Source organism: Pseudidiomarina sp. PP-1MA (assembly GCF_041200125.1).
Classification (GTDB): Bacteria; Pseudomonadota; Gammaproteobacteria; order Enterobacterales; family Alteromonadaceae; genus Pseudidiomarina; species Pseudidiomarina fusca.
Map to the genome: position 1 here is coordinate 2661346 of NZ_CP165718.1, position 22877 is coordinate 2684222.

Sequence of the window (22877 nt, forward strand, 5' to 3'; positions counted from 1 at the left end):
AGGATAGAAGAATGAAGATGCGACAGTTTTGGGTAGCTTTAGTAGCACTGACACTCTTGATGCCTACCGTGCACGCCGAGCGCATTAAGGATCTTGCTGATTTTGCCGGCGTTCGCACCAACAGTTTGGTGGGATATGGTCTCGTTGTAGGGCTTGATGGTTCAGGTGACCAAACCATGCAAGCGCCGTTTACTGGCCAGAGTATGACGAACATGCTAGCTCAGTTAGGAGTCACTATTCCGCCAGGTACGAATATGCAATTACGAAATGTTGCGGCGGTGATGGTTACTGCCACCTTGCCAGCTTTTGCACGCCCAGGGCAACAACTTGATGTGGTGGTGAGCTCCATTGGTAATGCCCGTAGTTTGCGCGGTGGCACCTTGTTGATGACCCCCTTGAAGGGTGCAGACGGGCAAGTTTATGCGTTAGCCCAAGGCAATCTGCTAATCAATGGCGCCAGTGCTGAAGCACAAGGCTCGTCAGCGCAAATCAATCAACAAGCCGGTGGTCGTATTAGTGCCGGTGCTACCGTAGAGCGTAGCGTCGCACTTGATTTGGATCGTACCCCGCGCAGTCTACAGCTTCATTTAAAGCAGGCAGACTTTACCACCGCGTTGAATATGGTAGATACCATCAATAGTGACTTTGGTTATCCAGTAGCACAGGCCATTGATGGAGGCACCATTCGCTTAGAGAGCCCTGCTGATACAACCGACCGCGTGCGCTTTATGGCGCGCATTGAAAACATTGATGTCTATGCTGGCCCAAGTGATGCCAAAGTGGTGTTTAATTCACGTACAGGCTCGGTGGTCTTGAGTGGCCCGGTAACACTTCGTCAAGCAGCGGTAGCCCATGGCAATTTAACCGTGACCATTGCCCAGCGTAGTCAGGTGAGTCAACCGCCAGCGCTTAGTGGTGGTGATACCGTGGTTACCGAAGGTGCAGATATTGCGATTAGCCAAGAAGGTGGTGCACTGCAAGTGGTTGAAGGCACAAATCTTATGCAAGTAGTGCAGGCGTTAAATAGCTTGGGCGCAACTCCTAGTGATTTAATGGCGATTCTGCAAGCGCTCAAAAGCTCTGGTGCATTACGGGCTGAATTGGAGATTATTTAATGGCTGATAGTAACGCAATAAGCCAGTTAACCCGTGGCGTGGCCATGGATGTGCAATCGTTAGACTCATTGAAAACGGCCAGTAGGCATCGCCCAGAGCAAGCGGCTACCGAGGCTGCGCAGCAGTTTGAAGCCTTATTTATTCAACAGATGATGAAATCGATGCGGCAAGCGGGCGGCGAGTCAGAGCTGTTTAATAGTAACGCCATGCGCACCTATACCGATATGTTTGATCAGCAACTAGCGAGCGAGATGGCCGCAGGTAAAGGGATTGGTTTAGCTGAGCAGTTATTACAGCAACTTCAGCAAAAGCCACGCTAAGCACTTAAGTTTATGCCGCTGCTGCCGATACCATAGGCATCAGTAAAGGGAGCAATTATGAGTATTTTTGCCATTGGCTTAAGCGGTCTTCGAGCTGCTCAAAGTGGATTGTTTGCCACCAGCGGTAACATTAGTAATGTGGGTACGCCCGGTTACAATCGTGAGTTAGTCCAGTTAAGTGAAAACCGTGCAGCTGGGGTTTTAGTGAATGGGGTTGAACGCCAGTTTAACCAGTTTGTAGCAACTCGACTCAATGCTGCAAGTGGCTCATTAGCATCCTTTGAAGCCTATCACACTCAAGTTAAGCAGATTGATAATTTGCTATCGGACGAACGTGCAGGCTTGGCTCCGGCTATGCAAGAGTTCTTTAAAGCTATTGGCCAGGTGAATAGTAACCCAGCAGATCCAGCCGCTCGTGCGGGTGTTATGGGTACCGCGGGCACCTTAACCGCACAATTCCGCTCCTTTGATAATTATTTAAACGACATTGAGCGCAACATTGGTAATGAGATCACCTACGAGGTGAACAGCATCAATTCACTCAATACTCAAATTGCTAGCCTCAATAAAGAAATTTTGTTGGCTCGCAGCGGTGGTACCGAGGCTCCCAATAGTCTCTTAAACCAACGCGATCAGTTGGTGCATGAGCTTAGCCAAAAAATGGACGTGCGCGTGTATGAGCAGTCTTCAGGCTCTTACAGTGTCTCAATGAGTAATGGCCTACCGTTAGTAGCCGGCGATAAAACCTATGAGCTTGAGGCGCAAACGGACCAAGCAGATCCTACCCGGTTAGCGATTGTTTATACCAATGCTACAGGGCAGCCTATTCAGTTACGAGAAAACGTATTTAGCCGCGGCTCGCTGGGTGGGTTACTGGAATTTCGCTCAGAAAGCCTCGATACCCTTCGTAATCAGCTAGGCCAGATGGTTGCGGTGTTTGCCTCAGCAATGAACGAGCAGCATCAACAAGGGGTGGATTTAAATCAGGACCCGGGCCAAGCGATGTTTAGTATGGGCAGCCCGCTTACCTACAGTCATAGCGCTAACACTGGCGATGCTACCGCCACCACAACAATTACCGATGCAACGGCACTGTTAGCCACAGATTTTGATGTGCAATTAGGACCAGATGGTTATCAGGTGACTCGTCTAGATAACGGTAAAACCGTACCAGCAACCTTTGATGCTGCTACTAATACGTTATCTTTTGCGGGCGTGGAGGTGAGTTTTGCTGGGGGCGCAGTAGCCGAAGGTGATCGCTTTAAAGTACGGCCGCTGGTAAACCAAGCGAAGAATTTCGAGCTGGAGCTTGAAGATGGCTCACAGTTTGCAGCAGCCCAGTCGAATGCCAGTGGCGATAATAGCAATAGCTTAGCCTTACAAGAGCTACAGAATCAGCTGTTGGTGGAAGGTAAAGGCACCTTTAATCAAGCCTACGGCAGCATGGTGAGCACCTTGGGTAACCAAATCAATGTGGTACAAGCTAACATGGCGGCCCAGCAAGGCCTAACCGAGCAACTTTATGCGCTGCAGCAATCTGAGTCTGGGGTCAACCTAGATGAAGAAGCCGCTAATTTGATTCGTTATCAACAATATTATCAGGCTAACGCAAAAGTCATCGAGACCGGTTCAACCATTCTCGATACCATTTTGTCGTTACGTTAAGGGTTGGGAGCAAGTAGATGCGTATTAGTACCATGACCATGTACAACCAGAGCAATACCTCGATGAATCGGCAGCAAACTGAGTTTCTGAAGATCTCGCAGCAAATTGCCAGTGGTAAGCGAATAGTCAATATTTCTGATGACCCGCAAGCCATGACCCAAGCCATTAATATTCAGCAATCTAAAGCGGTAAGTGGTCAGTATGACCAAGCTCGAATTGGCGTGCGCAACGCGCTATCGCAAGAAGAGAGCGTTTTGAACAGCGTCAGTGATGTGTATAGCCGCGCTAAAGAGCTGCTGATACAAGCCTCTAGCGATACCATGTCGGATGCCGACAGGGCTTCTATTGCGAGCGAATTAGAAGGGGCTTATCAGTCCTTGTTAGGGTTGGCTAATACCCGTGATGGCAATGGCCGCTACTTGTTCGCCGGGTACCAAGACGATAGCCCAGCTTTTGCTGCTGGCGCTGATGGAGCCGTGCAATACGTAGGTAACGACCAAGTTAGACAACAAAAAATAGATGGCGATAGATTGGTTGATGTGGGTCACATCGGGGCCGATATTTTTGATCGTGTGCATAGCAGTGCTAACTACCTTGCTGATGCCCCGCTTACAAACCAAGGGACATTAGAATTTGGCAATATCGCCATTACCGACGTTGATGCGGCGGGTTTTGGGGACGCTTTTGACATTGAATTTGCCGACAATGGCGGCGCCATGCAATACCGTGTTAATGGCGGTGCTTGGGAAGATTACACCGATCCTATGACGGTTTCTTTAGCCGGCGTGGCGATTGAGTTAAAAGGCCAGCCAGCTGCGGGCGATAGCTTGCGTGTGGCTCGAGGAGCTGAAAATAATACCAATATTTTCCGCACCTTCGAGAAAGCCATGGCCGTGTTAGATGCTCCTGCTACGGATGCCTCCAGTAAAGCTACCCGAGCTAATACCCTGCGTACCGTGATGCGCGAGTTTGATAATGGCCTAGACAACGTGCTTACTACCCGTGCAGAGGTGGGTGCGAGCTTAAACGAATTGGATGCGTTAGATGCTATTGCTGGTAATCGGGAACTGGCTTACGAACAAGCATTATCGCAACTGGTTGATTTAGATTATGTCGAGGCGGCTAGCCAGTACAGCGTGCGGATGGTGGGTTTACAGGCCGCGCAAAAAGCCTTTGTTGATATGAAAGGAATGAGCCTGTTTAACTTCCTGTAAGTTGTTAAACAGGGAGCAAACTCCAAGCCAAATTCAATAGCTTATAACGCCATGCTGGTGAGTACCTGCTCTAGCATGGCAAACCCCTGCTCAAATAGCCGCCGTAAATACCCGCCAAGCTCAGTCATCAATACCGTTAATAACACCAAACCCAAGGTCAACGACATCGGAAAGCCCACCGAAAATACGGTAAGCTGTGGCGCAGAACGATTCAATATACCTAAGGTAAGGTTAACAATAAGCAGTGCGCCGAACACCGGTAAAGCCAGTAAAATACCAGAACTAAAGATGACCATGCCAAACTGGGCAATCAACAAAAAGGCATCAGCGTTCATGCCCAAGGTTCCGACTGGTAACAAAGTAAAAGAGCGAGCCAGAACTTCTAGCATCAACAAGTGGCCGTCTAGGGCTAAGAACATCAAAATAGCAAAGGTATAGAAGACGCGCGATAAGATCATGGTGTTGGCGCCGCTATCGGGCGAGAAAAAGGTCGCGAACGCTAACCCCATTTGTAAGCCAATATATTCACCTGCGGCTTGCACCACGGCAAATACAACTTGCATCACTAAACCTATGGCGACCCCAATAATCAGCTGTTCGATGATGATACCAAAGCTGGCCCACGAGAACAGCGGCACGGCTGGTAGCGCTGGTAGTACTGGGCTAATAATCACCGTGAAAATCAGCGCTAAACCAAGTTTAACTCGGTTGGGCAGGCTTGAATGACTGAAGATAGGGGCTATCAATAAAAACCCAGTAAAACGGCAAAATGGCCACAAAAACAGGCTAATCCATTCTTGTAACTGCGCAAAAGAGACGGTAATCATGACCGACCCTATTGAATCATGATAGGAATATTAGTGAAGAGACGCGTGGTAAAATCAATAATCAACTGCAATAAGTAGGGCCCGATCATAATCAAAACAGCTAATACACCAAGTATTTTGGGGATAAAAGATAGGGTCATTTCGTTGATTTGGGTGGCCGCTTGAAACAAGCTGATCAACAAACCTAAAAGCAGCGCTGTAAGCAGCAGCGGGCCCGCTAGATAGAGACACACCAGCATCGCTTGGTAGGCAATGGTCATGACTGTTTCTGGGGTCATCGCCGGCTCCTACAGGTAAAAACTGTTGGCTAAACTGCCAATCAGTAGTTGCCAGCCGTCAACCAACACAAACAGCATTAGCTTAAACGGCAACGAAATGGTCGCCGGCGGGACCATCATCATCCCCAAGGCCATCAGCACACTAGCAACCACCAAATCGATGATTAAAAAGGGAATGAAAATAGTAAAACCAATTTGAAAAGCGGTTTTTAGTTCGCTGGTAATAAAGCTCGGCACCAGTACGTGAAAAGGCACGTCTTGAGGACTTTCTAAGGGCCCGACATTCGCCAAGTTCGCAAATAACGCTAAATCCGGCTCGCGCGTTTGTGCGAGCATAAACTCACGTAATGGGCCGCCAGCTAACTCGATAAATTGCTCAAATCCGATAGCATCTTGGCTAAAGGGGAGCCATGCAAGTTCGTAAATTTGGCTGAACACCGGCTGCATAATAAAAAAGGTTAAAAACAATGCTAACCCCAGCAGCACTTGGTTAGGCGGTGCTGATTGCGTACCCATCGCCGTACGCAGCAAGCCAAATACGATAATAAGCCGCACAAAACAGGTCATCATTAAGAGTACGGCGGGTAAAAAAGTAAGGCTAGTTAAAAACAGTAAGGTTTGCAGCGACAGCGACCATTGTTGGCCGCCATCTTCAGTTGGGCTAGTAGTTACCCCTGGGATGCTCTGCGCAATGGCGTCGAGCGGCAGTAACAGGCTACCTAATGCAACAACTAAGAACACCCACCAACGCATCAGTCGTTATCCTTGGTGGGGTTAGCAACGCGAGAATTGGCAGCCTGAAAACGAGCGGCAAAGCTGCTTAGTTGAGATGCAGGAAGAGCCTGCGCTGGCATTTCGTGTAATTTATTGATGCCGTTGTTGGTAACGCCAAGCACCAACCAAGTGTCTTTTACAGCAACAATGACAACACGTTCGCGTTGACCGATAGCCAAACTACCAACCACCTGCATTAAGCCTGGTTGGCCAACACTTTTTCCTGACAGCTTACGAAACACCCAAGCGCACACCAAGATCACCGCAATAATAAATAACAAAATCAGGGTTACCTGGCCTAAGAGGGCCATACCGGTGGCTAATTCGGGTGCGTCGGTACTTTGCATAAGCTTAACGGTTTAACTTTTGTACACGCTCAGACGGCGTGACGATTTCGGTAATTCGGATACCGTATTTATCGTCTAACACGACCACTTCGCCTTGTGCGATTAAGTAACCGTTGATCAGAATATCCATCGGTTCGCCAGCAAGACCATCAAGCTCTACCACTGAGCCTTGGGCTAATTCTAGCAACTGTTTGATGGTGATCCGGGTGCGCCCAAGCTCTACGCTTAGCTTAACCGGAATATCCATAATGATGTCGAGCTCGTTCATGGCTGAACTGGCAGCTGCACTACTATCCAGTGGTTTAAACACGCCGGCATTATCACTCGCCGCACTGGCTTGCTCTTCGTCTAGGGCATCAGCCCATGGGTCTTGTTCGTTGTTAAACGAATCGTCTTTATTCGTCATCAGATGACTCCTTGGCGCGCAATGGTGTGAATACACCTTTGCGGCTATCTCGCAGAATAGATTGAGGGAAGCGGTGATTATCTAGCATTTGCTTCACTTTCAGCGCTCTATGTTCATCAATGGTACCAAATTCACATTCCATGATAGGCAATGAGTTAACCGTAGCCATCACAGTCGCCGGTAGCTCAATGGGTAAAATATCGCCTGGCTTCAATGACATCACTTGGGGTAAGCGCAAGGGGATTTCGACAAAGTCGGCAATGACTTCAACACTAGACGACTGTAGTTCATGAGTGATGCGTTGGCGCCAAGCTTTGTCGTTTGAATTACCACCGATGTCTGCGCGAAGGTTACTTAGCTTGTCGCGCAGTGGCTCGACCATGGCATACGGCATACAGATTTTAAAGGTGCTTTCTAAATGCCCGACTTCTAAACGGAACGTCGTCGTCACCACAATTTCGCTGGGTGAACTGGTGATGGCGGCGAACTTAGGTTGTACTTCTGAGCGAATGAAGCTGATCTCTAACGGATGCACGGCACGCCACGATTCTTGATAGGCGTCGATAGCTAAATTCAAGACTCGATTGATGATTCGCTGTTCGGTGGCGGTAAATTCTCGCGCTTCGTTACGCGTCATAAACCGGCCATCACCACCAAACAAGTTCTCGACAATAATACTTACCAAGGCATGGGGAAACACCACCAAGGCACTGCCGCGCAGCGGCTTCATCGAGATGATATTGAGGTTAGCCGGTGACGGGGTCGCATCAGCAAAATCACTGAAGCGCTGATAGCGCACCGAATCCACCGTGATATCTGCGTTACGGCGCAACAAGTTAAACAAGTTCATGCGAAATTGTCGGGCAAAACGCTCATTGATAACTTCTAAGGTATGCAAGCGCTCGCGCACAATACGAGCCTGTGAACCAGGGTCGAAAGGCTGCTGCTTGACCTTCTTGCGCTGCGGCTGCGCACTTTTAGCGGTACCTGCGGACACATGGTCAGTAGCGGTAGAGCCGATCTCGTCGGCAACTTCCGCTTCTGGTTCTATAGCACTGATAAGAGCATCAAGCTCTTCTTGTGACAGGTGGTGTCCGCTACTCATAACTTCTTCTTATTGAACAATAAATTCTGTGAACAAAACATCGTTGATGAGGATTTCTTCATCGCTCGAGTAAGGCTCGCTCAAAGCCTTGGCTATGTTGCTAGCCAGGGTTTTTTTGCCTTCAGATTTAGCAATCTGTTCTGCTTGCTGACCTGATAATAAGACCAGTAAGCGGTTGCGTACTTGCGGCATGTTTTTAGTGAGCAATTCTTTCATTTTCTCACTAGGTAACTCTAGCGTTAATCCGGCATAGAGCAAGCGCGGACCATACTGATCGCTGGCCAAGTTCACCGTAAACGGCGCAATATTTAAAAATACTGGCTCAACTATTTCGGGTTCCGCATGTCCGCTAGCGACAGAGGCCGTTGCCGCGATGTTTCGAGTATCCCAAAGCAAATACGTATTAAGCGCCATTACCCCAATGAGGAGCACTTGCAAGACCATCATGATTGGAGAGCCCTGTCCCGCCGTAGCCGGCTGAGCGTCATTTTTTCGCGCCATGTTATCTACCTTTTCTATCATCCATTAGCTGCTTGCTTAGGCGTAAGTATCAACTGCGCCTGAAGCAGACACAGCAGTATGCCGAGAATTTGCTTCTCTGTCAGTATTCTCGGCCGCAGTGGCGATTTCTGCAGGGTTAATTTGCGAGTTATTTCGCCCCTGGTCACGATCTTGTTGCGCAAAGCCAGCTGCAGACTGGCCGGAACCAGCAAATTGCTGTGCGGTACTAGCGTGGTTAGATTGCTCACTTACTTGCGAGCCCTGTAACTGAATTCCCTGATTTGCCAAAGTATCTCGTAGCTGTGGCAAGGCTTGCTCTAACGCTGCACGCACAGCACCGCTGTGAGTGAGGATAGCCAGCTGTGCTTGATTGCGTTCATCCAATTGCAGTTGCATCTGTAGCGGACCAAGCTCGGCGGGATGAAGCTTTAGCGTCATCTGTTGGCCGTTGTGCATCACCATCTGCACCATTGATTGGCTTAACTGGTTAGCCCAAGCTTGAGAACCTACCGATGCAGTTAGCTGGGCACTGCTGGTGCTTGCGCTCGATAAGTTACTCGCATCGGTTAACATCACTTGAATAGCAGGTGCTGTCAGGGTCGAGCCTGCTGCCGCAGGAGCCGCAGTGCTGGCAAGTATGCCCGTAGCCAGTTGTGGTGAGGCGTTATCCGCAGGTGCTAGTGCTTGATTGCTTTGGCTAGCTAACGCTGCTGCCACAGAGTTAGCAACGCTAGAATGGGGCGCTTCGGTTGTGGCTGCCGCATGGGTTGCGGAGAGGGCTGCTGATAGTGTTGGCTTAGCCCCTGCTAAATCACTCGCAGTCGCGCTAGCAGCTGTTAAAGCTCCCGACACGTGATTAGGTTTGGCAGTCTTGCTTGCGACATGATTTGCAACATGGCTTGCTGCGGTATTCGTAGCCTGTTGGGTACCAGCCAGAACCGCTGGCGATAATGAGTTAGTATGAGCAGTCACTGAGGCGAGTACTTGTGCAGTGGTCCCGCCTTCGTTCGCAGCCAGCGTCTGTGCGAACAGAGTCGCAGCAGGTGCACCTGATGGATTCCCCGTTGCCAGGTCAGCTGCAACACCAAGGTTTGCCAGTAAGGCCGGCGCTGAAAATTGCGGTAATTGGCTGCCAGAGCGGGCCACAGCGGCCACCTGTTGCGTTAGATCTGGGTTCTTGCTGGTGGCAGTTTGGGCCGGCAACTGTAAAGCAGCGAAAAGCCCAGCAAAACCACTGTCGGCGCCAGTGCTGCCTAGCTCAGTACCACTGGCATCTTTAGTGCCGGTAGTACGAGGGCTAACAGGCACTGCTGCGATAACCGAAGATATTTGTACCATGGCAATTCCCTTATTTAAGCGCTTGTTGCTGACGTACGTACATCGCAATGGATAGTTCGTCAGCCAGCTTTTGCTCACGTTTATTTTGTTGTTGCTGCGCCTTATCCTGCTGCCGTTGTGCTAGGGTTTGATAAGACTGCAACTGCTGCTGTTGCTGCTGCCAATGCTTGGTACTGTGAGCTACTTTTTGTTGCTGTTGTACCAACGCTTGCTGAGCCTGCGTGATGGCTTGATCTAAACTACTTAAAAAACGCCGATAAGTGGTTACCATCACGGTTGGCAAGCCCGCCTGCAATTGCTGTTGCAACTGTGCCGCATATTCATTGCGATATTGCTGCAACACCTGTAACTGCTGCGAAATCTTTACTTTGTTCTGCCGCTCAGAGGCGAGCAACACAGCTGCCTCGGTGCGAGCTTGTTCAGCACGCTCGGTTAACAAAGACAATGCGGTAGAGTTCATTATGCCCCTCCTACTAACGAGGTTAAGCCTTTAAAAGCGGCCTCAAAAGGTGCTTGTTCGTGCATTTGCTGTTGTAAGAAGCGCTCGATTTGCGGTTGTTTTTGCACCGCCTGATCTAAGAGGGGGTCGTGGCCCGGGCTGTAAGCACCCACACTAATAAGATCGCGATTGCGTTGATAGACCGAGAATAGTTTTTTCAAGCGTTGTGCACTTTGCAACTGATTAGGCGCGGTAATGCTAGGCATAACACGACTGATAGAGGCCTCAATATCGATGGCCGGGTAGTGTCCACTCTCAGCTAATTCACGTGATAAAACAATGTGGCCATCGAGAATGGCGCGGGTGCTATCAGCGATCGGATCTTGTTGGTCATCGCCTTCAGTTAACACCGTATAAAATGCAGTGATAGAGCCGCCACCACGGGTACCATTACCGGCGCGTTCAACTAAGCTAGGTAATTTAGCGAAGACACTTGGTGGATACCCTTTAGTAGCTGGGGGCTCGCCAATAGCTAAGGCGATTTCACGTTGCGCCATGGCATATCGAGTAAGAGAATCCATAATCAACAACACATGTTGGCCGCGATCGCGAAAGTCTTCGGCTAAGCGGGTAGCATAGGTAGCGCCTTGAAGGCGTTGTAACGGCGATGAATCTGCGGGTGCAGCTACCACCACGGACCTGGCCATCCCTTGTGGCCCAAGAATATGATCAATAAACTCTTGTACCTCACGACCACGCTCACCAATTAAACCCACCACAATCACGTCGGCTTTGGTAAAGCGCGCCATCATGCCAAGCAAAACAGATTTACCCACACCAGAGCCGGCAAATAGGCCCATGCGTTGGCCGCGACCAACGGTCAGTAAGCCATTGATAGCACGAATACCAACATCGATAGGAGTATCGATAGGGGCACGTTGCATGGGGTTGATAGGAGCACTAGCAAGGCCGCCAAATTCTGTGTGTTTAGGCAATGGCCGATTATCTAAAGGCTGTCCTAAACCATCTAACACCCGTCCTAATAACGCAGGGCCCAGAGGAAAGCGCTGACCGCTTTGGTCGTTGTCGGTAAAAGGCACCACGCGTGCGCCTGGCACTAATCCTTGCACGTTGTTGAGTGGCATTAAATAAGTAATATCACCTGCAAAACCAACCACTTCAGCAGTAATGTTGTTGGTATTGGCTTCAATACAGCAATGGCTGCCAACCGGCACTCGTAAGCCCACAGCCTCAAGTACCATGCCGGTGGCCCGCACCAAGCGGCCGCACATAAACCAACGCGGCTGTTCGTTAAGGCGCTGCTGTACGCTGGTAAGCGTTTGTTGCCAGTGGGGCAATAGGCGGGCCGAATTAGGCATGTCGCCCTCGTACTTGCTGTAGCATACGTTGCCAGCGGGTTTCGATGGTTGCGTCTAATTCACCTTGAGAGGTGAGTAACTTACAGCCGCCGCGCTCTAATCGCTCATCGGTTTTTAATTTCCAGCGTAAACTGGCGAGCTCATCTTGCATATGCTGTTCCACGAGCGCCAGATCTTGTGGATGCAGAACTAGCGTGGGACGCTCACCCAGCAAGGGGTCTTCATGAATGATATCGCGGATAAGCGCAATGATTTGCTCAGGATTCGCCGCCAAGGCTTCACCGGCAAGTTGTTTTCCTACCGTCATGGCCAATTGCAGTAAGCTATCAGCTAACTGCTCGCTCATGCTATTGATAGCGCTGTCGGCACTTTTTAATAAGTCTGCTAATGGCGCTAGAGCTTGTGCTAGTTCGGCTTTTGCGGCTTCTTCTGCGGCCGCTTTACCCGCCGCTAGGCCCTCAGCGTAACCTGCGTCGTAACCTGCCTTATGCCCCTCGGCATGGCCTTGTTCAGCGGCCTCGGTACGCGCTTGCTCTTGTAACTTCTTAAGTTCGCTTTGCTGGGCAAACTCGGCCGTTTTAACCTGAGCATTGTCGGCGGGTGTTGGTGGTTTGGACGGCGCCGGCTGATTTAACGAACGCATGTTCCAGCTTTGCCACTCTTGCTCAGAGTTGCTATTGGTAGAGCTTGGTTCAGTAAAAAAAGGCTTAAACGTAGGCATCGTCACCGCTACTCAAGACAATTTCACCAGCATCGGCCAAGCGACGAACCACCTGCAGAATAGCTTTTTGTTCGCCTTCCACTTGCGATACTCGGATCGGTCCACGAGTCTCCATTTCTTCACGAATAAGCTGTGCCGCACGCTGGGACATATTGCGTAGAAATTTCTCCACCAATTCGTCGGGTGCGCCCTTGAGAGCGATCACCAACGATGAGGTTTCTACCTGACGCAAGAGTACTTGGATACTGCGGTCGTCCAAGTCCAATAAGTTTTCGAACAAGAACATTTCGTCGACAATCTTTTGTGCCAACTCGTCGTTATAGGCGCGAATATTTTCCAATGCAGTATCTTCTTGGCCTGCAGAAAGTAAGTTGAGTATCTCTGCAGCCGTTCGCACTCCGCCCATTTTGCTGCGCTTGAGCGATTGACCATCTAACATACCGCCAAGCACCTCGGTCAGCTCTTGTAAAGCCGCTGGCTGCACCCCGGTAAAGGTGGCAACTCGTAGCACCACGTCATTGCGTAGGCGCTCGTCAAATAGCTCCAGTACTTTTGCCGCTTGGGCACGATCCAAGTGGATTAAGATGGTGGCAATGATTTGCGGATGCTCATCTTTAATCATTTCAGCAACTTCTGGTACGTCCATCATGTTTAATGCGTCTATACCAATGCCACCCACTTTGTGCTCAAGCACGTCTTCAATCAGTGAGTTGGCACGGTCGGTACCAAGCGCTTTGGTTAACACAGAACGCACGTAATCGTCGTATTTATCTAGCGATGGGGTGTCGGCCAGATGCTGATGGAAGAGCTCCAGCACCGCTTTGATTTCGGCATGGGATACGTCATTAAGGCGCGTCATTTCCTTACTGATCTTTTGAATTTGGTTAGGCGCAAAGTGTTTAAAGACTTCTGCAGCAGATTCTTCTTCAATCATTAGTAACAGTAGCGCAGCCCGCCGTAGCCCGGTGGTTTCTTTACTTGCTTTGGCGCCATTGGTGGCCGGCGTCGCGCTCGCTGGGTTAGACGTGGTCATCTTCGTTCATCCAATTTTGTAAAATACGAGCTACTTGGCGTGGGTTACTTTGTGCTGCTTCTTTCGCCTTCGCTAAGGCTTGAACATAGCTCGCATTACGTTGCTGTTTCGGCCAATGGAAAGGATCGCTTGGGGTATTGTCATCCACCTCAAGCTCATCATCATCAGCGTAACCGCCGCCCGCTCGACGGCTGCGATTGTTGCTATTTGCAGCAACGGCATCATCATCATCATCGTCGCCTACTACTGCGCGTAGACGGCCACGAGTTTCAGGGGTCTCGGTAACTGCAGGAGCTGGTGCATAACGTTTTAACAACGGCCGTAGAATCAGCAAATACAGTAATAGCACGCCGATACCAGCAATAACATACCGAGTTAGCTGCTTGATAAAATCAACCATTGACGGTTGCTCGTACCAAGGCGGCTGTTCGTCGGTGGTGCGTTGTCGTACAAACACGCTATTCACTACTTCGAGCTGATCGCCACGGACTTCTGAAAAGCCCATAGCCTGGCGTACCAGCCGATTAATGTAATCAAGCTCTTCTTCACTGCGTGGAACTAATTGCGGCACGCCTTCTTCGTCTAACACACTGCGATGATTGATAACCACGGCTACGCTTAGTCGTTGCAGTTGGCCGCGTTGGTGGTCAACGTGTTCAACGGTACGGTCAACTTCGTAATTAACCACTTGGTCTTGCTGAATTTGTTGTGGATTAGCGTTGTCGGCAGCGGTGGCTTCATCGGCATTGGTGATCGACTCGATCGGTGATGCAGCTACACCAGGAGGCGTATTGCTCAATGCTCCGGGAACGCCGCTAGCGCCCTGGGCATTGCCCTGCATACTGAGATTGCGTTGAATACTACGGATAGCCGCAGTTTCCGGCGTTTGATTGGGGCTATAACGCTCGGCGGTCGCTTCACGCTTGGCAAAATCGACTTCAGCAACAACTTGCGCTTGGATATTATCGCGGCCAAGGATCGGGCTCAAAATATTTTCGATACGTTCTTGATAGGAGCGCTCTAACTGATGGATGTACTCTAATTTAGAACCGATTTGAGCGTCTTCTTGATTGCTGTTCGACAATAAGGAGCCGTATTGGTCCACCACAGTAACCTGTTCCGGCGCTAACTCGGGAACACTGCTTGAAACCATGTGGATAATCGCTTGTACCTGTCCATCGCCAAGCTTGCGGCCAGGATGCAAGGTAAGAATAACCGAGGCTTTGGCTGGCTCACGTTCACGGACAAACACGGAGGCTTTAGCCATGGCTAAATGCACTCGTGCTTTGAGTACAGGGCCGAGAGATTCCATGGAGCTGGCCAGTTCGCCTTCTAAGGCACGCTGAAAATTAACTTGCTCGGCAAACTGACTGATCCCAAAGGCTTGGTTGTCCATGAGTGAGAAACCAGCATTGCCCCCTTGCGGTAAACCTTGCTCAGCCATTTGTAAACGCAGCTTATGCACATCGTTACTAGGCACCAAAATAGTCCCATTGCCGTTTAGCTGATAGGGCACTTGCATGGTGTCCAGTTGAGTCACAATACGGCCACCATCAGCTTCGCTTAAATTGCTATAAAGCACGCGATATTCAGGCGCACTAGCCCACATCACTAGGGCAAAAACCAAGCCGATGAATGCAGCTCCGCCAATCAATAATGGCACCATTCCGGTTTGTTTTAACTTGGCCAGCCAGTCTGGGCTATTACTAGCGGTACCGGCTTGGGTCACTGTTGCAGATGCTTCCATGGGGCCTTGGGTCTCAATTCGGTTAATCAAATGACGGAAATGTCGTCTAGGGTAGACGGATTTATCTAGTGCACATTATGCGCAGGTAGTGGCAACTCAAAGGGGCAATAAAGGCACTTTTTTAAGGCTTATTGTTTGCTTCACTAGCGATTCAACTGGGTATAGTGGCATGCATAAAAATGGCCTAACTAGCACCAAGGACAATAATGAGCGTACCCGCAATTCAAACCGCATTGCAACAAATGCAAGCGCTTAAAGCCGAAACAGCAGCCCCTTCAGCGAGCTCGATGGCAGCCAACGCAATAGGCGCTGCAAACAGCGCAGTACCACAGGGTGGTTTTGCCACTGAATTAAAACAATCCCTGGAACGAATTAATAGTCTGCAACAAACTGCCGCAGCCAACACCAAAGCCTTTCAGTTAGGTGACCCGAACGTGTCTCTAAACCAAGTGATGGTGGATAAACAAAAAGCCGGGCTGGCTTTTGAGATGGGTGTACAAGTACGAAACAAATTAGTAAGCGCTTACAAAGAAATCATGAACATGCAGGTGTAGAACACCTGCATGGCGTCGTCATGGTGACCTGCTAGGCTTGCTCGCGGACCAGCAAGCCAGACATTTCATGCAGATGCTGGGCAATGCGAATCACTTCTTCCGATGGGATTTGTCGAATCACCTCACCGGAATCGCGGCTAATCACTTTAACCACCACTCGACCAGCATCATCATTCATTTCAAAATGAATGCCGTAATTGTTCATCACTTCGTTGATTTGTTGAATAGGTTTCACCAATTCGTCTTTTTTCAGTTCCTTTTGAGCTTCACTTTGGCGTACCGCAGGCAATTGCTGTAGTACCCGATCAAGCCGTTGTTGCTCGGCAGCTGCCGATGTTACCGGCCAATTTAAACCGGCTTCATTAATAGGCGACGCCATAACAGTTCTCCATAAACAATGAGGTTATAACGATATATCGGCAATCATTGCTGAAACTTTAAACAATTTAACGAAGCAACTAAAGTTTGGTCGTGAGCGCACAAACACGTTCATACAATTGGTAGACAGCAGTGATTGCCACACGCTCGTTATCGTCTAGATCTAAAATTTTATTATCAAGCCGACCAGCCGTAGGCTGTAAATCTTGAGTATAACGATGAAGTAAATGCTCTAAATTCATTTGAATCATCAATAGCTCTAACTCAAATTCTTGTTGCAGTAACTGATATTTAGTCCGGCTCTCAGCGCTAGGGCCATGATCAATAGCCTGTTGTAGCTTACCTTGTAAAATAAACTCTACCGTCTTCAGCTTCGGAATCACGTCATTGATTAGGTTGACTGAAGTAATGGTTGTCGCCGACCACGCCATAAATTCGCCTTAAAAGTGAGCATCATATACTGCCTCTACTAATAAAAAAGGCGCCAATCGGCGCCTTTTTCAAACAATTCAGAGCGATTAGCCCAACAGTGACAATACGCCTTGTGGAACCTGGTTTGCTTGCGCAAGAACCGAAGTACCAGCCTGCTGAAGAATCTGCGCACGAGTCATGTTCGCAACTTCTACCGCATAGTCAGCGTCTTCGATACGTGAACGCGCTGCTGCCAAGTTGGTTTCGTTGGTTTGCAAGTTAGTGATTGCAGACTCGAAACGGTTTTGGATAGCACCGAGGTCAGAACGTAAGGTGTCAACAGTTGATAACGCTTCGTCGATTGCTGCTAAAGGTGTTGCAGTCAACGCGCCAAGGTCATAAGTAGCATCTACTGTCACAGTAGCGGTTGAATCAGAACCGTCACCAGCAACACCAGTTGTTACAGCTACGTCGGTAACGTTTTGGTATACGGTATCACCATCAACGTTCGTTGTTTGCAGTACATACGCACCGGTGCCATTACCATCAGCATCAGTAATTTCTTGTAAAGTACCAGTTAAAGCGTTGCCATCAGCATCTTCGATAGTAACCGTGCCAGCCACAGTTTGGCCGTCGTCATCAGTAAAAGAGGCTGCTTGAAGGTTGTTAGTATCAACACCATTCACGTTGAAAGTATCCATGCTTAGCGTTGCAGCAGTGATTTCTTGTAAATTAACGTCGATCTTCTCGCCGTCATTCGCACCAACTTGAATTGAAAGCTCTTGGTCAGAAGCCAAAACTTTCACGCCGTTGAAGCTCGTTTCTTTTGAGATACGATCGATTTCGCTCAAACGCTGAGTGATTTCAGCTTGGATTGAGTTCAAGTCGTCTTGCGAGTTGGTATCGTTTTGCGCCTGAACGCTCAATTCACGAATACGCTGTAAGTTGTCGTTTACCTGGTTTAAAGCACCTTCAGCAGTTTGTGCAACAGAGATACCGTCGTTGGCGTTACGCTGTGCTTGAGACAAACCAGTGATTTGTGCGGTCATACGGTTTGCAATGGCTTGGCCGGCGGCGTCATCTTTAGCGCTGTTGATACGCAGGCCTGAAGACAAACGCTCCATAGAAGTTGCTAATGCTGATTGCGACTTCTGAAGGTTTTGCTGACCAATCATCGAAGTGATGTTTGTATTGATAACTGACATAGTCTTATTCCTTCTGTTTCCAAAATAGGCTGCCTACGTTGGCCTGCCGTTGTATCTAGTTATCGGTCGCTATTAGAAAAGCTTTAGAAAAATTTCTAAAAATAAAAAAGGCACCCTTAGGTGCCTTTCATCATCGCTAAGGGGATTAGCCCTGCCGGTATTAACCCAACAGTGACAATACGCCTTGTGGAACCTGGTTCGCTTGCGCAAGAACCGAAGTACCCGCTTGCTGCAGAATTTGTGAACGAGTCATGTTCGCAACTTCTACTGCGTAGTCAGCATCTTCGATACGTGAACGCGCTGCTGCCAAGTTAGTTTCGTTGGTTTGCAAGTTAGTGATTGCAGACTCGAAACGGTTTTGGATAGCACCGAGGTCAGAACGTAAGGTGTCAACAGTTGATAACGCTTCGTCGATTGCTGCTAAAGGTGTTGCAGTCAACGCGCCAAGGTCATAAGTAGCATCTACTGTCACAGTAGCGGTTGAATCAGAACCGTCACCAGCAACACCAGTTGTTACAGCTACGTCGGTAACGTTTTGGTATACGGTATCACCATCAACGTTCGTTGTTTGCAGTACATACGCACCGGTGCCATTACCATCAGCATCAGTAATTTCTTGTAAAGTACCAGTTAAAGCGTTGCCATCAGCATCTTCGATAGTAACCGTGCCAGCCACAGTTTGGCCGTCGTCATCAGTAAAAGAGGCTGCTTGAAGGTTGTTAGTATCAACGCCGTTCACATTGAAAGTATCCATGTTCAATGTTGCTGCAGTAATTTCCTGCAAGTTAACGTCGATTTTTTCACCGTCGTTAGCGCCAACTTGGATAGAAAGAGCTTGGTCAGAAGCCAATACTTTCACGCCGTTGAAACTAGTTTCAGAAGAGATACGGTCGATTTCGCTCAAGCGTTGGTTAATTTCAGCTTGGATTGAATCTAAGTCGTCTTGCGAGTTGGTATCGTTTTGCGCCTGAACGCTCAATTCACGGATACGCTGCAAGTTGTCGTTCACTTGGTTCAGTGCGCCTTCAGCAGTTTGCGCGACAGAGATACCGTCGTTGGCGTTACGCTGTGCTTGGCCTAAACCAGTGATTTGTGAAGACATACGGTTTGCAATGGCTTGACCGGCGGCGTCATCTTTAGCGCTGTTGATACGCAGGCCTGAAGACAAACGCTCCATAGAGGTAGCCAAAGCAGACTGTGATTTAGACAGGTTCTGTTGGCCAATCATCGAGGTGATGTTTGTATTGATAACTGACATAGGTATATTCCTTCTGTTTCCAAATTAGGCAACCCAATCGGCCTGCCGTTATTCTTGTTATCGGAAGCAAAAAAAATAACTTTAGAAATTTTCCTTTGATTATTTGTGGATAGGCTAAGCGAAGCCCCAGAGTAAGCTAAAGATCTAAGCTCTCATGCCGATATCAACATCAGCGAAGTTAAATTTAGTGACACAAGGAATTTTGCGTGAACGAAGCGCCGGTAACAGCCGACAACGAGTTTACTCCCGTTAATAGTGTGGTAGAGCTCGCCACCTATTACGATGCTTTGAGCCAACCGGGGGTAGCAAACCTAACCCTACTGGGACCGGGTGAGAAAAGTCATCCGTTGGTGATAGTTGAGCAGCTAGAAGAAGATTATTTATTACTTGATCTTACCGCCATTCGTGATGTTGCACCTAGTTTACGTCGTGGGGGTAAGTTTATCCTTTCAGGCTATACACCAGGCGGCCTAGTTCGCTCAAACCCCTTGGCGGTTCGTGATTTTTCTTCAGTAGAAGGGCGCTTGTTAGCTTATGTAGATTGGCCCAAAGAAATTCATGTACAACAACGTCGTGCGAGCTTTCGCGCCAGTTTAAGGTTAGGGATGCACGTTGGGGTGCTGGTGCGCAGTACCGATAACGACAAAGAAGAGTTAGTAGAGCTGCAAGGTGATTTACGTGATTTATCCGCGACAGGATGTTTGGCTGAATTTTTTATGCAAGATGGTGTATCGCGGGTATTGCCGGATATTGCTACGGAAATTGCACTGCATTTTCCTAACGGCACCTCGTTTGAGGTGACTGCTAGGGTTCGCCATATTAAGAACGACAACGACCGTCAGGTTATGGCGGTGGGTTTTGAGTTTGAAAACCCCAGTAAGGCGCAAGAGCGCGAGGTCTGGAACTATGTGCGGGAGATTGAACGCGAAGCTAGCCGTAGTGCAAGTAATGGGGATAGTCGCAACGAATCAGAGCTGTTTCGAATTCGCGATGAAGATGATGACCGCTTAGGGCGCCGGCATAAGCATCAATATGCGACTCCTATGGCGCGGCGCCTGGCTCGTATCGCTGGTTATTTAGATAGTCAGATGGTGGTGATGCGCCAAGGTGAAGCGGTGAGCTCACAACAATTGTCGCTGCATGCCGATCGATTACTGGATATGTTAGATGATGACCGCGAAGAAGCGCTATTTTCAGTGCACTGTATTCATCGCGAATCGCGGTGGGTGCGACACGGTTTAGCTGTGGCGTTGCGAATGGCTGATATGTTAGGCAGTCAGAAAGTACCGCGTGAATTGCGCAAAGCGGTGGCGGCTTCAGCCATGGTACATGATCTTGGGAAAGGCTTATTGCCACAAGATATTTGGCGAGCAACGACTTTAAGTACAGAAATGTACGAAGAAATGCACACCCACGTGGATGCGCTATTGGATAAAATGGGTGGCGTAAAGTGGTTAGCGCCGGTGGTTCGCGATAACGTGATTGCGCAAATCAATGAACGCCTTGATGGTTCGGGTTATCCGTTAGGATTAAAGGCCGACCAGTTGGGACAATTAGCGCGTATGGCGGCGGTCGTAGACAGTATGGATGCATTACAGCGCTCGCGTCCAGACCGACCGGCTAAACCGGCAGCGGTTGCGGCTAAGCTTATGCAACCCTTGGTAGATCAGTTCGATGAAAGTTGGTTAAAAAAATATGTTACGCACTTTGGCGTGCTACCTATAGGTTCTTTATTACGTTTTGAGAAAGGCGTCTTTGCCTGGGTGGTTGGGCTAGATAGACAAAAACGAGTAGCGAAAGTACGAGTGTCCCCGCATAAGTATGCTCCGGATGAAAAGCTGGGACCTGTGATTGCTGGCGCTGCATTGGCCGAGCTCGGACGAATTAGAGATGTTTTAGTTCCAGAGACCTAAAGTTGTTTAAATAACAGCCGATAAACATGAAATACAGCGCGTAACAGCGGCTATTATCGGTTTTGAATTGATTCGCATCAGGCAAACTGATTAGCAGTTAAATAGGACGTATTGATATGGCATCTATTGCAGCACTCGGAATTGGTTCCGGGTTAGATCTAAATGGCTTACTGACGCAGCTAGAATCAGCTGAACGTCAGCGCTTAGAGCCGTTAGTGCAACAACGCGCTAGCTATCAGGCGCGCATTTCTGCCTATGGTCGTCTAGAAGGTTCGTTATCGGCGTTTCAAAATGCCTTAACCAACCTTGGTAAACCAGAGACCTTTCAAGCCGTTAGTAGCTCAGTAACTGGCGAAGGTTTGCAGGCAGCAGCTAGCGCAAGTGCGGTACCAGGTTCGTATAACGTTCAAGTGAATACCCTAGCGCGGGCGTACAGCAGTGCAACCCTTGGATTAGACGATAAAAGTCGTGATTTAGGGGCTGGAACTTTTAGCTTTACTCTCGGTGATGGCACCAGTCATAGTATAGATATCGAAGCCGGTGCGAGTTCGTTAGAAGATATTCGGGATGCTATTAATGCTCAGCAAGGTGATGTCACTGCCTCGATCATTAATGACGGCGACCCTAACGCACCCTTCCGTCTAGCTTTGACCTCGAGTAAAACCGGCACAGATGCTGCCGTAAGTTCACTAACCTTTAATGGCTTTGGTGATGAGCTAGCTGTTGATGCTGGCTCGATTCAAGCCGGTACTAATGCCAGTTTAACCGTGAACGGGATTGGCATTAGTAGCCAATCAAACCAAGTGACCGATGCGTTGCAGGGCATAACCCTTACTCTTGAACAAGAAGGGCAGACTGCTACGGTTAATGTCACCCGAGATGAAGCGGCTATCACGGGTGCTGTTGAGAACTTTGTGAAAAGTTATAACAGCTTACAAAGCACCATCAAAGACTTAAGCAAATACAACGCTGAAACTCAAACCGCTGGCCGGTTGTTGGGTGATAGTGGTTTGCGCACCGTAGAAACGCGCTTGCGTAGCATTTTTTCTGAAGCTGTAGATGGCGAGGGGCTTAATACCTTAAGCGAGATCGGTATCAGCAGACAGCTCAATGGTTCGTTAGAACTAGACACAGATAAGCTGAAAGAGCTAACCAGTACACAACTAACGCAATTAAGTAACTTCTTCACGGGTACCGAAAACGTTGGTACTGACGAGGCGAATGGCTTCGTCGCTAAAGCTGGTAATACGGTCACTCAGTTATTGGACGAAAATGGTCCGATAGCGCTGGGTACCGAAGGTATGAAGAGTGCGATAGAACGTCTTGAAGAACGTTATGCACGAGAAGAAGTCAGCATCGCTCGAACAATAGAGCGGTATCGAGTGCAGTTTGGTCAGCTAGACAGCATGATCGCTAATATGAATTCTACTAGTTCGTATTTAATGCAGCAGTTTGATGCTTTAAATGCGCAGCTAGGCAATAAGAAGTAGCAGGAGTAACTACCTATGTACGGTATGCGTGGAGCGGCCGCTTACGGTCGAGTAGGAATTGAAAGCCATGTTCTTTCAGCGAGCCCGCACAAACTGATTAGTTTGTTATTTGATGGGGCTATTCAAGCCATTAAAGGCGCGAAAGCACACATTGCGCAAAAGAACATAGCTGCTAAAGCTCAGTCAATTAGCAAGGCGTTGGATATTGTGAACCAAGGTTTGTTGGCTGCCGTAGATAAAGAACAAGGTGGTGACTTAGCTGAACGCTTAGAGGCCCTTTACACCTACGTGGCTGAGTTGCTACTGAAAGCTAATTTGCACAATGATGTAGCGAAACTAGACGAAGCTGCAGCGTTGTTGGAGCAAATTGGTTCTGCTTGGAAAGAAATTCAGCCGCAGGTTGAAGGAGCATGATCGCAGTGTCAGCATCTGAGCGAGTTGCCCGCACCTATGCTCTCT

25 protein-coding genes are annotated in these 22877 nt (G+C 48.9%); 8 read left to right on the forward strand and 17 right to left on the reverse strand.

From position 1 onward, the window contains the following. Nucleotides 1-11 precede the first annotated feature (11 nt). The 4 genes from AB8S08_RS12605 to flgL are packed head-to-tail and all read left to right on the forward strand — an operon-like array spanning nt 12 to nt 4314. Complete coding sequence (locus AB8S08_RS12605) at nt 12-1115, forward strand: flagellar basal body P-ring protein FlgI (RefSeq protein ID WP_369742950.1); 1104 nt, start codon at nt 12-14, stop codon at nt 1113-1115. Continuing rightward, nucleotides 1115-1435 carry a rod-binding protein gene (locus AB8S08_RS12610; protein ID WP_110075757.1) on the forward strand — a complete coding sequence of 107 codons (321 nt, stop codon included), beginning with the start codon at nt 1115-1117 and terminating at the stop codon, nt 1433-1435. The genes AB8S08_RS12605 and AB8S08_RS12610 overlap by 1 nt, the downstream gene beginning before the upstream one ends. 57 nt (nt 1436-1492) lie before the next feature. Beyond that, the gene (gene flgK / locus AB8S08_RS12615; RefSeq protein ID WP_110075756.1) at nt 1493-3100 is read left to right on the forward strand and encodes a flagellar hook-associated protein FlgK; all 1608 of its coding nucleotides are present in this window, start codon (nt 1493-1495) and stop codon (nt 3098-3100) included. 17 nt (nt 3101-3117) lie between these two features. Continuing rightward, entirely contained in the window at nt 3118-4314 is a 1197-nt protein-coding gene (gene flgL, locus AB8S08_RS12620; RefSeq protein ID WP_110075755.1) for a flagellar hook-associated protein FlgL, read from the forward strand. A gap of 41 nt (nt 4315-4355) precedes the next feature. Here flgL and fliR read toward each other — a convergent pair whose 3' ends face one another. Genes fliR through fliF form a run of 13 tightly spaced genes read right to left on the reverse strand, consistent with a single transcriptional unit; the run spans nt 4356 to nt 15209 of the window. Then, nucleotides 4356-5141, reverse strand: a complete 786-nt coding sequence (gene fliR / locus AB8S08_RS12625; RefSeq protein WP_369742951.1) for a flagellar biosynthetic protein FliR — start codon at nt 5139-5141, stop codon at nt 4356-4358. A gap of 8 nt (nt 5142-5149) precedes the next feature. Continuing rightward, nucleotides 5150-5419, reverse strand: coding sequence for a flagellar biosynthesis protein FliQ (gene fliQ / locus AB8S08_RS12630; protein WP_110075753.1), 270 nt, complete (start codon nt 5417-5419; stop codon nt 5150-5152). 9 nt (nt 5420-5428) lie between these two features. Further along, a complete protein-coding gene (gene fliP, locus AB8S08_RS12635) occupies nt 5429-6172 on the reverse strand; it encodes a flagellar type III secretion system pore protein FliP (protein ID WP_110075752.1) in 744 nt (247 codons plus the stop codon). Continuing rightward, nucleotides 6172-6540, reverse strand: a complete 369-nt coding sequence (gene fliO / locus AB8S08_RS12640) for a flagellar biosynthetic protein FliO (protein ID WP_110075751.1) — start codon at nt 6538-6540, stop codon at nt 6172-6174. Before fliO ends, fliP begins: the two co-directional genes overlap by 1 nt. A 4-nt stretch (nt 6541-6544) precedes the next feature. Further along, the gene (gene fliN, locus AB8S08_RS12645; protein ID WP_110075750.1) at nt 6545-6946 is read right to left on the reverse strand and encodes a flagellar motor switch protein FliN; all 402 of its coding nucleotides are present in this window, start codon (nt 6944-6946) and stop codon (nt 6545-6547) included. Then, the gene (fliM, locus tag AB8S08_RS12650; protein WP_110075749.1) at nt 6936-8051 is read right to left on the reverse strand and encodes a flagellar motor switch protein FliM; all 1116 of its coding nucleotides are present in this window, start codon (nt 8049-8051) and stop codon (nt 6936-6938) included. Before fliM ends, fliN begins: the two co-directional genes overlap by 11 nt. 9 nt (nt 8052-8060) lie before the next feature. Continuing rightward, complete coding sequence (gene fliL, locus AB8S08_RS12655; RefSeq protein ID WP_181394910.1) at nt 8061-8552, reverse strand: flagellar basal body-associated protein FliL; 492 nt, start codon at nt 8550-8552, stop codon at nt 8061-8063. A gap of 36 nt (nt 8553-8588) precedes the next feature. Then, nucleotides 8589-9890, reverse strand: a complete 1302-nt coding sequence (locus AB8S08_RS12660; protein ID WP_369742952.1) for a flagellar hook-length control protein FliK — start codon at nt 9888-9890, stop codon at nt 8589-8591. Nucleotides 9891-9900: 10 nt separating this feature from the next. Further along, nucleotides 9901-10350, reverse strand: a complete 450-nt coding sequence (fliJ, locus tag AB8S08_RS12665) for a flagellar export protein FliJ (protein ID WP_110075746.1) — start codon at nt 10348-10350, stop codon at nt 9901-9903. Then, a complete protein-coding gene (gene fliI / locus AB8S08_RS12670; RefSeq protein WP_369742953.1) occupies nt 10350-11708 on the reverse strand; it encodes a flagellar protein export ATPase FliI in 1359 nt (452 codons plus the stop codon). The genes fliJ and fliI overlap by 1 nt, the downstream gene beginning before the upstream one ends. After that, on the reverse strand, nt 11701-12429 hold the full coding sequence (fliH, locus tag AB8S08_RS12675; RefSeq protein ID WP_369742954.1) for a flagellar assembly protein FliH: 729 nt from the start codon (nt 12427-12429) through the stop codon (nt 11701-11703). The genes fliI and fliH overlap by 8 nt, the downstream gene beginning before the upstream one ends. Further along, nucleotides 12416-13462 (reverse strand): flagellar motor switch protein FliG, encoded by a 1047-nt coding sequence (gene fliG / locus AB8S08_RS12680; RefSeq protein ID WP_369742955.1) that lies wholly within the window; start codon nt 13460-13462, stop codon nt 12416-12418. Before fliG ends, fliH begins: the two co-directional genes overlap by 14 nt. Further along, complete coding sequence (gene fliF, locus AB8S08_RS12685) at nt 13449-15209, reverse strand: flagellar basal-body MS-ring/collar protein FliF (RefSeq protein WP_369742956.1); 1761 nt, start codon at nt 15207-15209, stop codon at nt 13449-13451. Before fliF ends, fliG begins: the two co-directional genes overlap by 14 nt. A 206-nt stretch (nt 15210-15415) precedes the next feature. Between fliF and fliE the strand changes: the two genes are divergently transcribed. Next, nucleotides 15416-15763: a flagellar hook-basal body complex protein FliE gene (gene fliE / locus AB8S08_RS12690; protein ID WP_110075741.1), complete on the forward strand. Its 348-nt coding sequence runs from the start codon at nt 15416-15418 to the stop codon at nt 15761-15763. Nucleotides 15764-15794: 31 nt separating this feature from the next. On the opposite strand, the gene AB8S08_RS12695 is transcribed toward fliE, so the two are convergent. The 4 genes from AB8S08_RS12695 to AB8S08_RS12710 form a co-directional block, all read right to left on the reverse strand. Beyond that, the gene (locus AB8S08_RS12695; RefSeq protein WP_110075740.1) at nt 15795-16142 is read right to left on the reverse strand and encodes a flagellar protein FlaG; all 348 of its coding nucleotides are present in this window, start codon (nt 16140-16142) and stop codon (nt 15795-15797) included. A gap of 79 nt (nt 16143-16221) precedes the next feature. Next, nucleotides 16222-16572 carry a hypothetical protein gene (locus AB8S08_RS12700; protein WP_110075739.1) on the reverse strand — a complete coding sequence of 117 codons (351 nt, stop codon included), beginning with the start codon at nt 16570-16572 and terminating at the stop codon, nt 16222-16224. A gap of 87 nt (nt 16573-16659) precedes the next feature. Beyond that, nucleotides 16660-17757: a FliC/FljB family flagellin gene (locus AB8S08_RS12705; RefSeq protein WP_369742957.1), complete on the reverse strand. Its 1098-nt coding sequence runs from the start codon at nt 17755-17757 to the stop codon at nt 16660-16662. Between the two features lie 160 nt (nt 17758-17917). Next, nucleotides 17918-19015: a FliC/FljB family flagellin gene (locus AB8S08_RS12710; protein WP_369742958.1), complete on the reverse strand. Its 1098-nt coding sequence runs from the start codon at nt 19013-19015 to the stop codon at nt 17918-17920. 206 nt (nt 19016-19221) lie between these two features. Between AB8S08_RS12710 and AB8S08_RS12715 the strand changes: the two genes are divergently transcribed. The 3 genes from AB8S08_RS12715 to fliS all read left to right on the forward strand — a co-directional run bounded on the left by AB8S08_RS12715 (nt 19222) and on the right by fliS (nt 22832). Then, nucleotides 19222-20928 carry an HD domain-containing phosphohydrolase gene (locus tag AB8S08_RS12715; RefSeq protein ID WP_369742959.1) on the forward strand — a complete coding sequence of 569 codons (1707 nt, stop codon included), beginning with the start codon at nt 19222-19224 and terminating at the stop codon, nt 20926-20928. Between the two features lie 116 nt (nt 20929-21044). Then, a complete protein-coding gene (gene fliD, locus AB8S08_RS12720; RefSeq protein ID WP_369742960.1) occupies nt 21045-22418 on the forward strand; it encodes a flagellar filament capping protein FliD in 1374 nt (457 codons plus the stop codon). A 15-nt stretch (nt 22419-22433) separates the two neighbouring features. After that, a complete protein-coding gene (fliS, locus tag AB8S08_RS12725) occupies nt 22434-22832 on the forward strand; it encodes a flagellar export chaperone FliS (RefSeq protein WP_181394909.1) in 399 nt (132 codons plus the stop codon). The last annotated feature ends 45 nt before the right edge of the window (nt 22833-22877 follow it).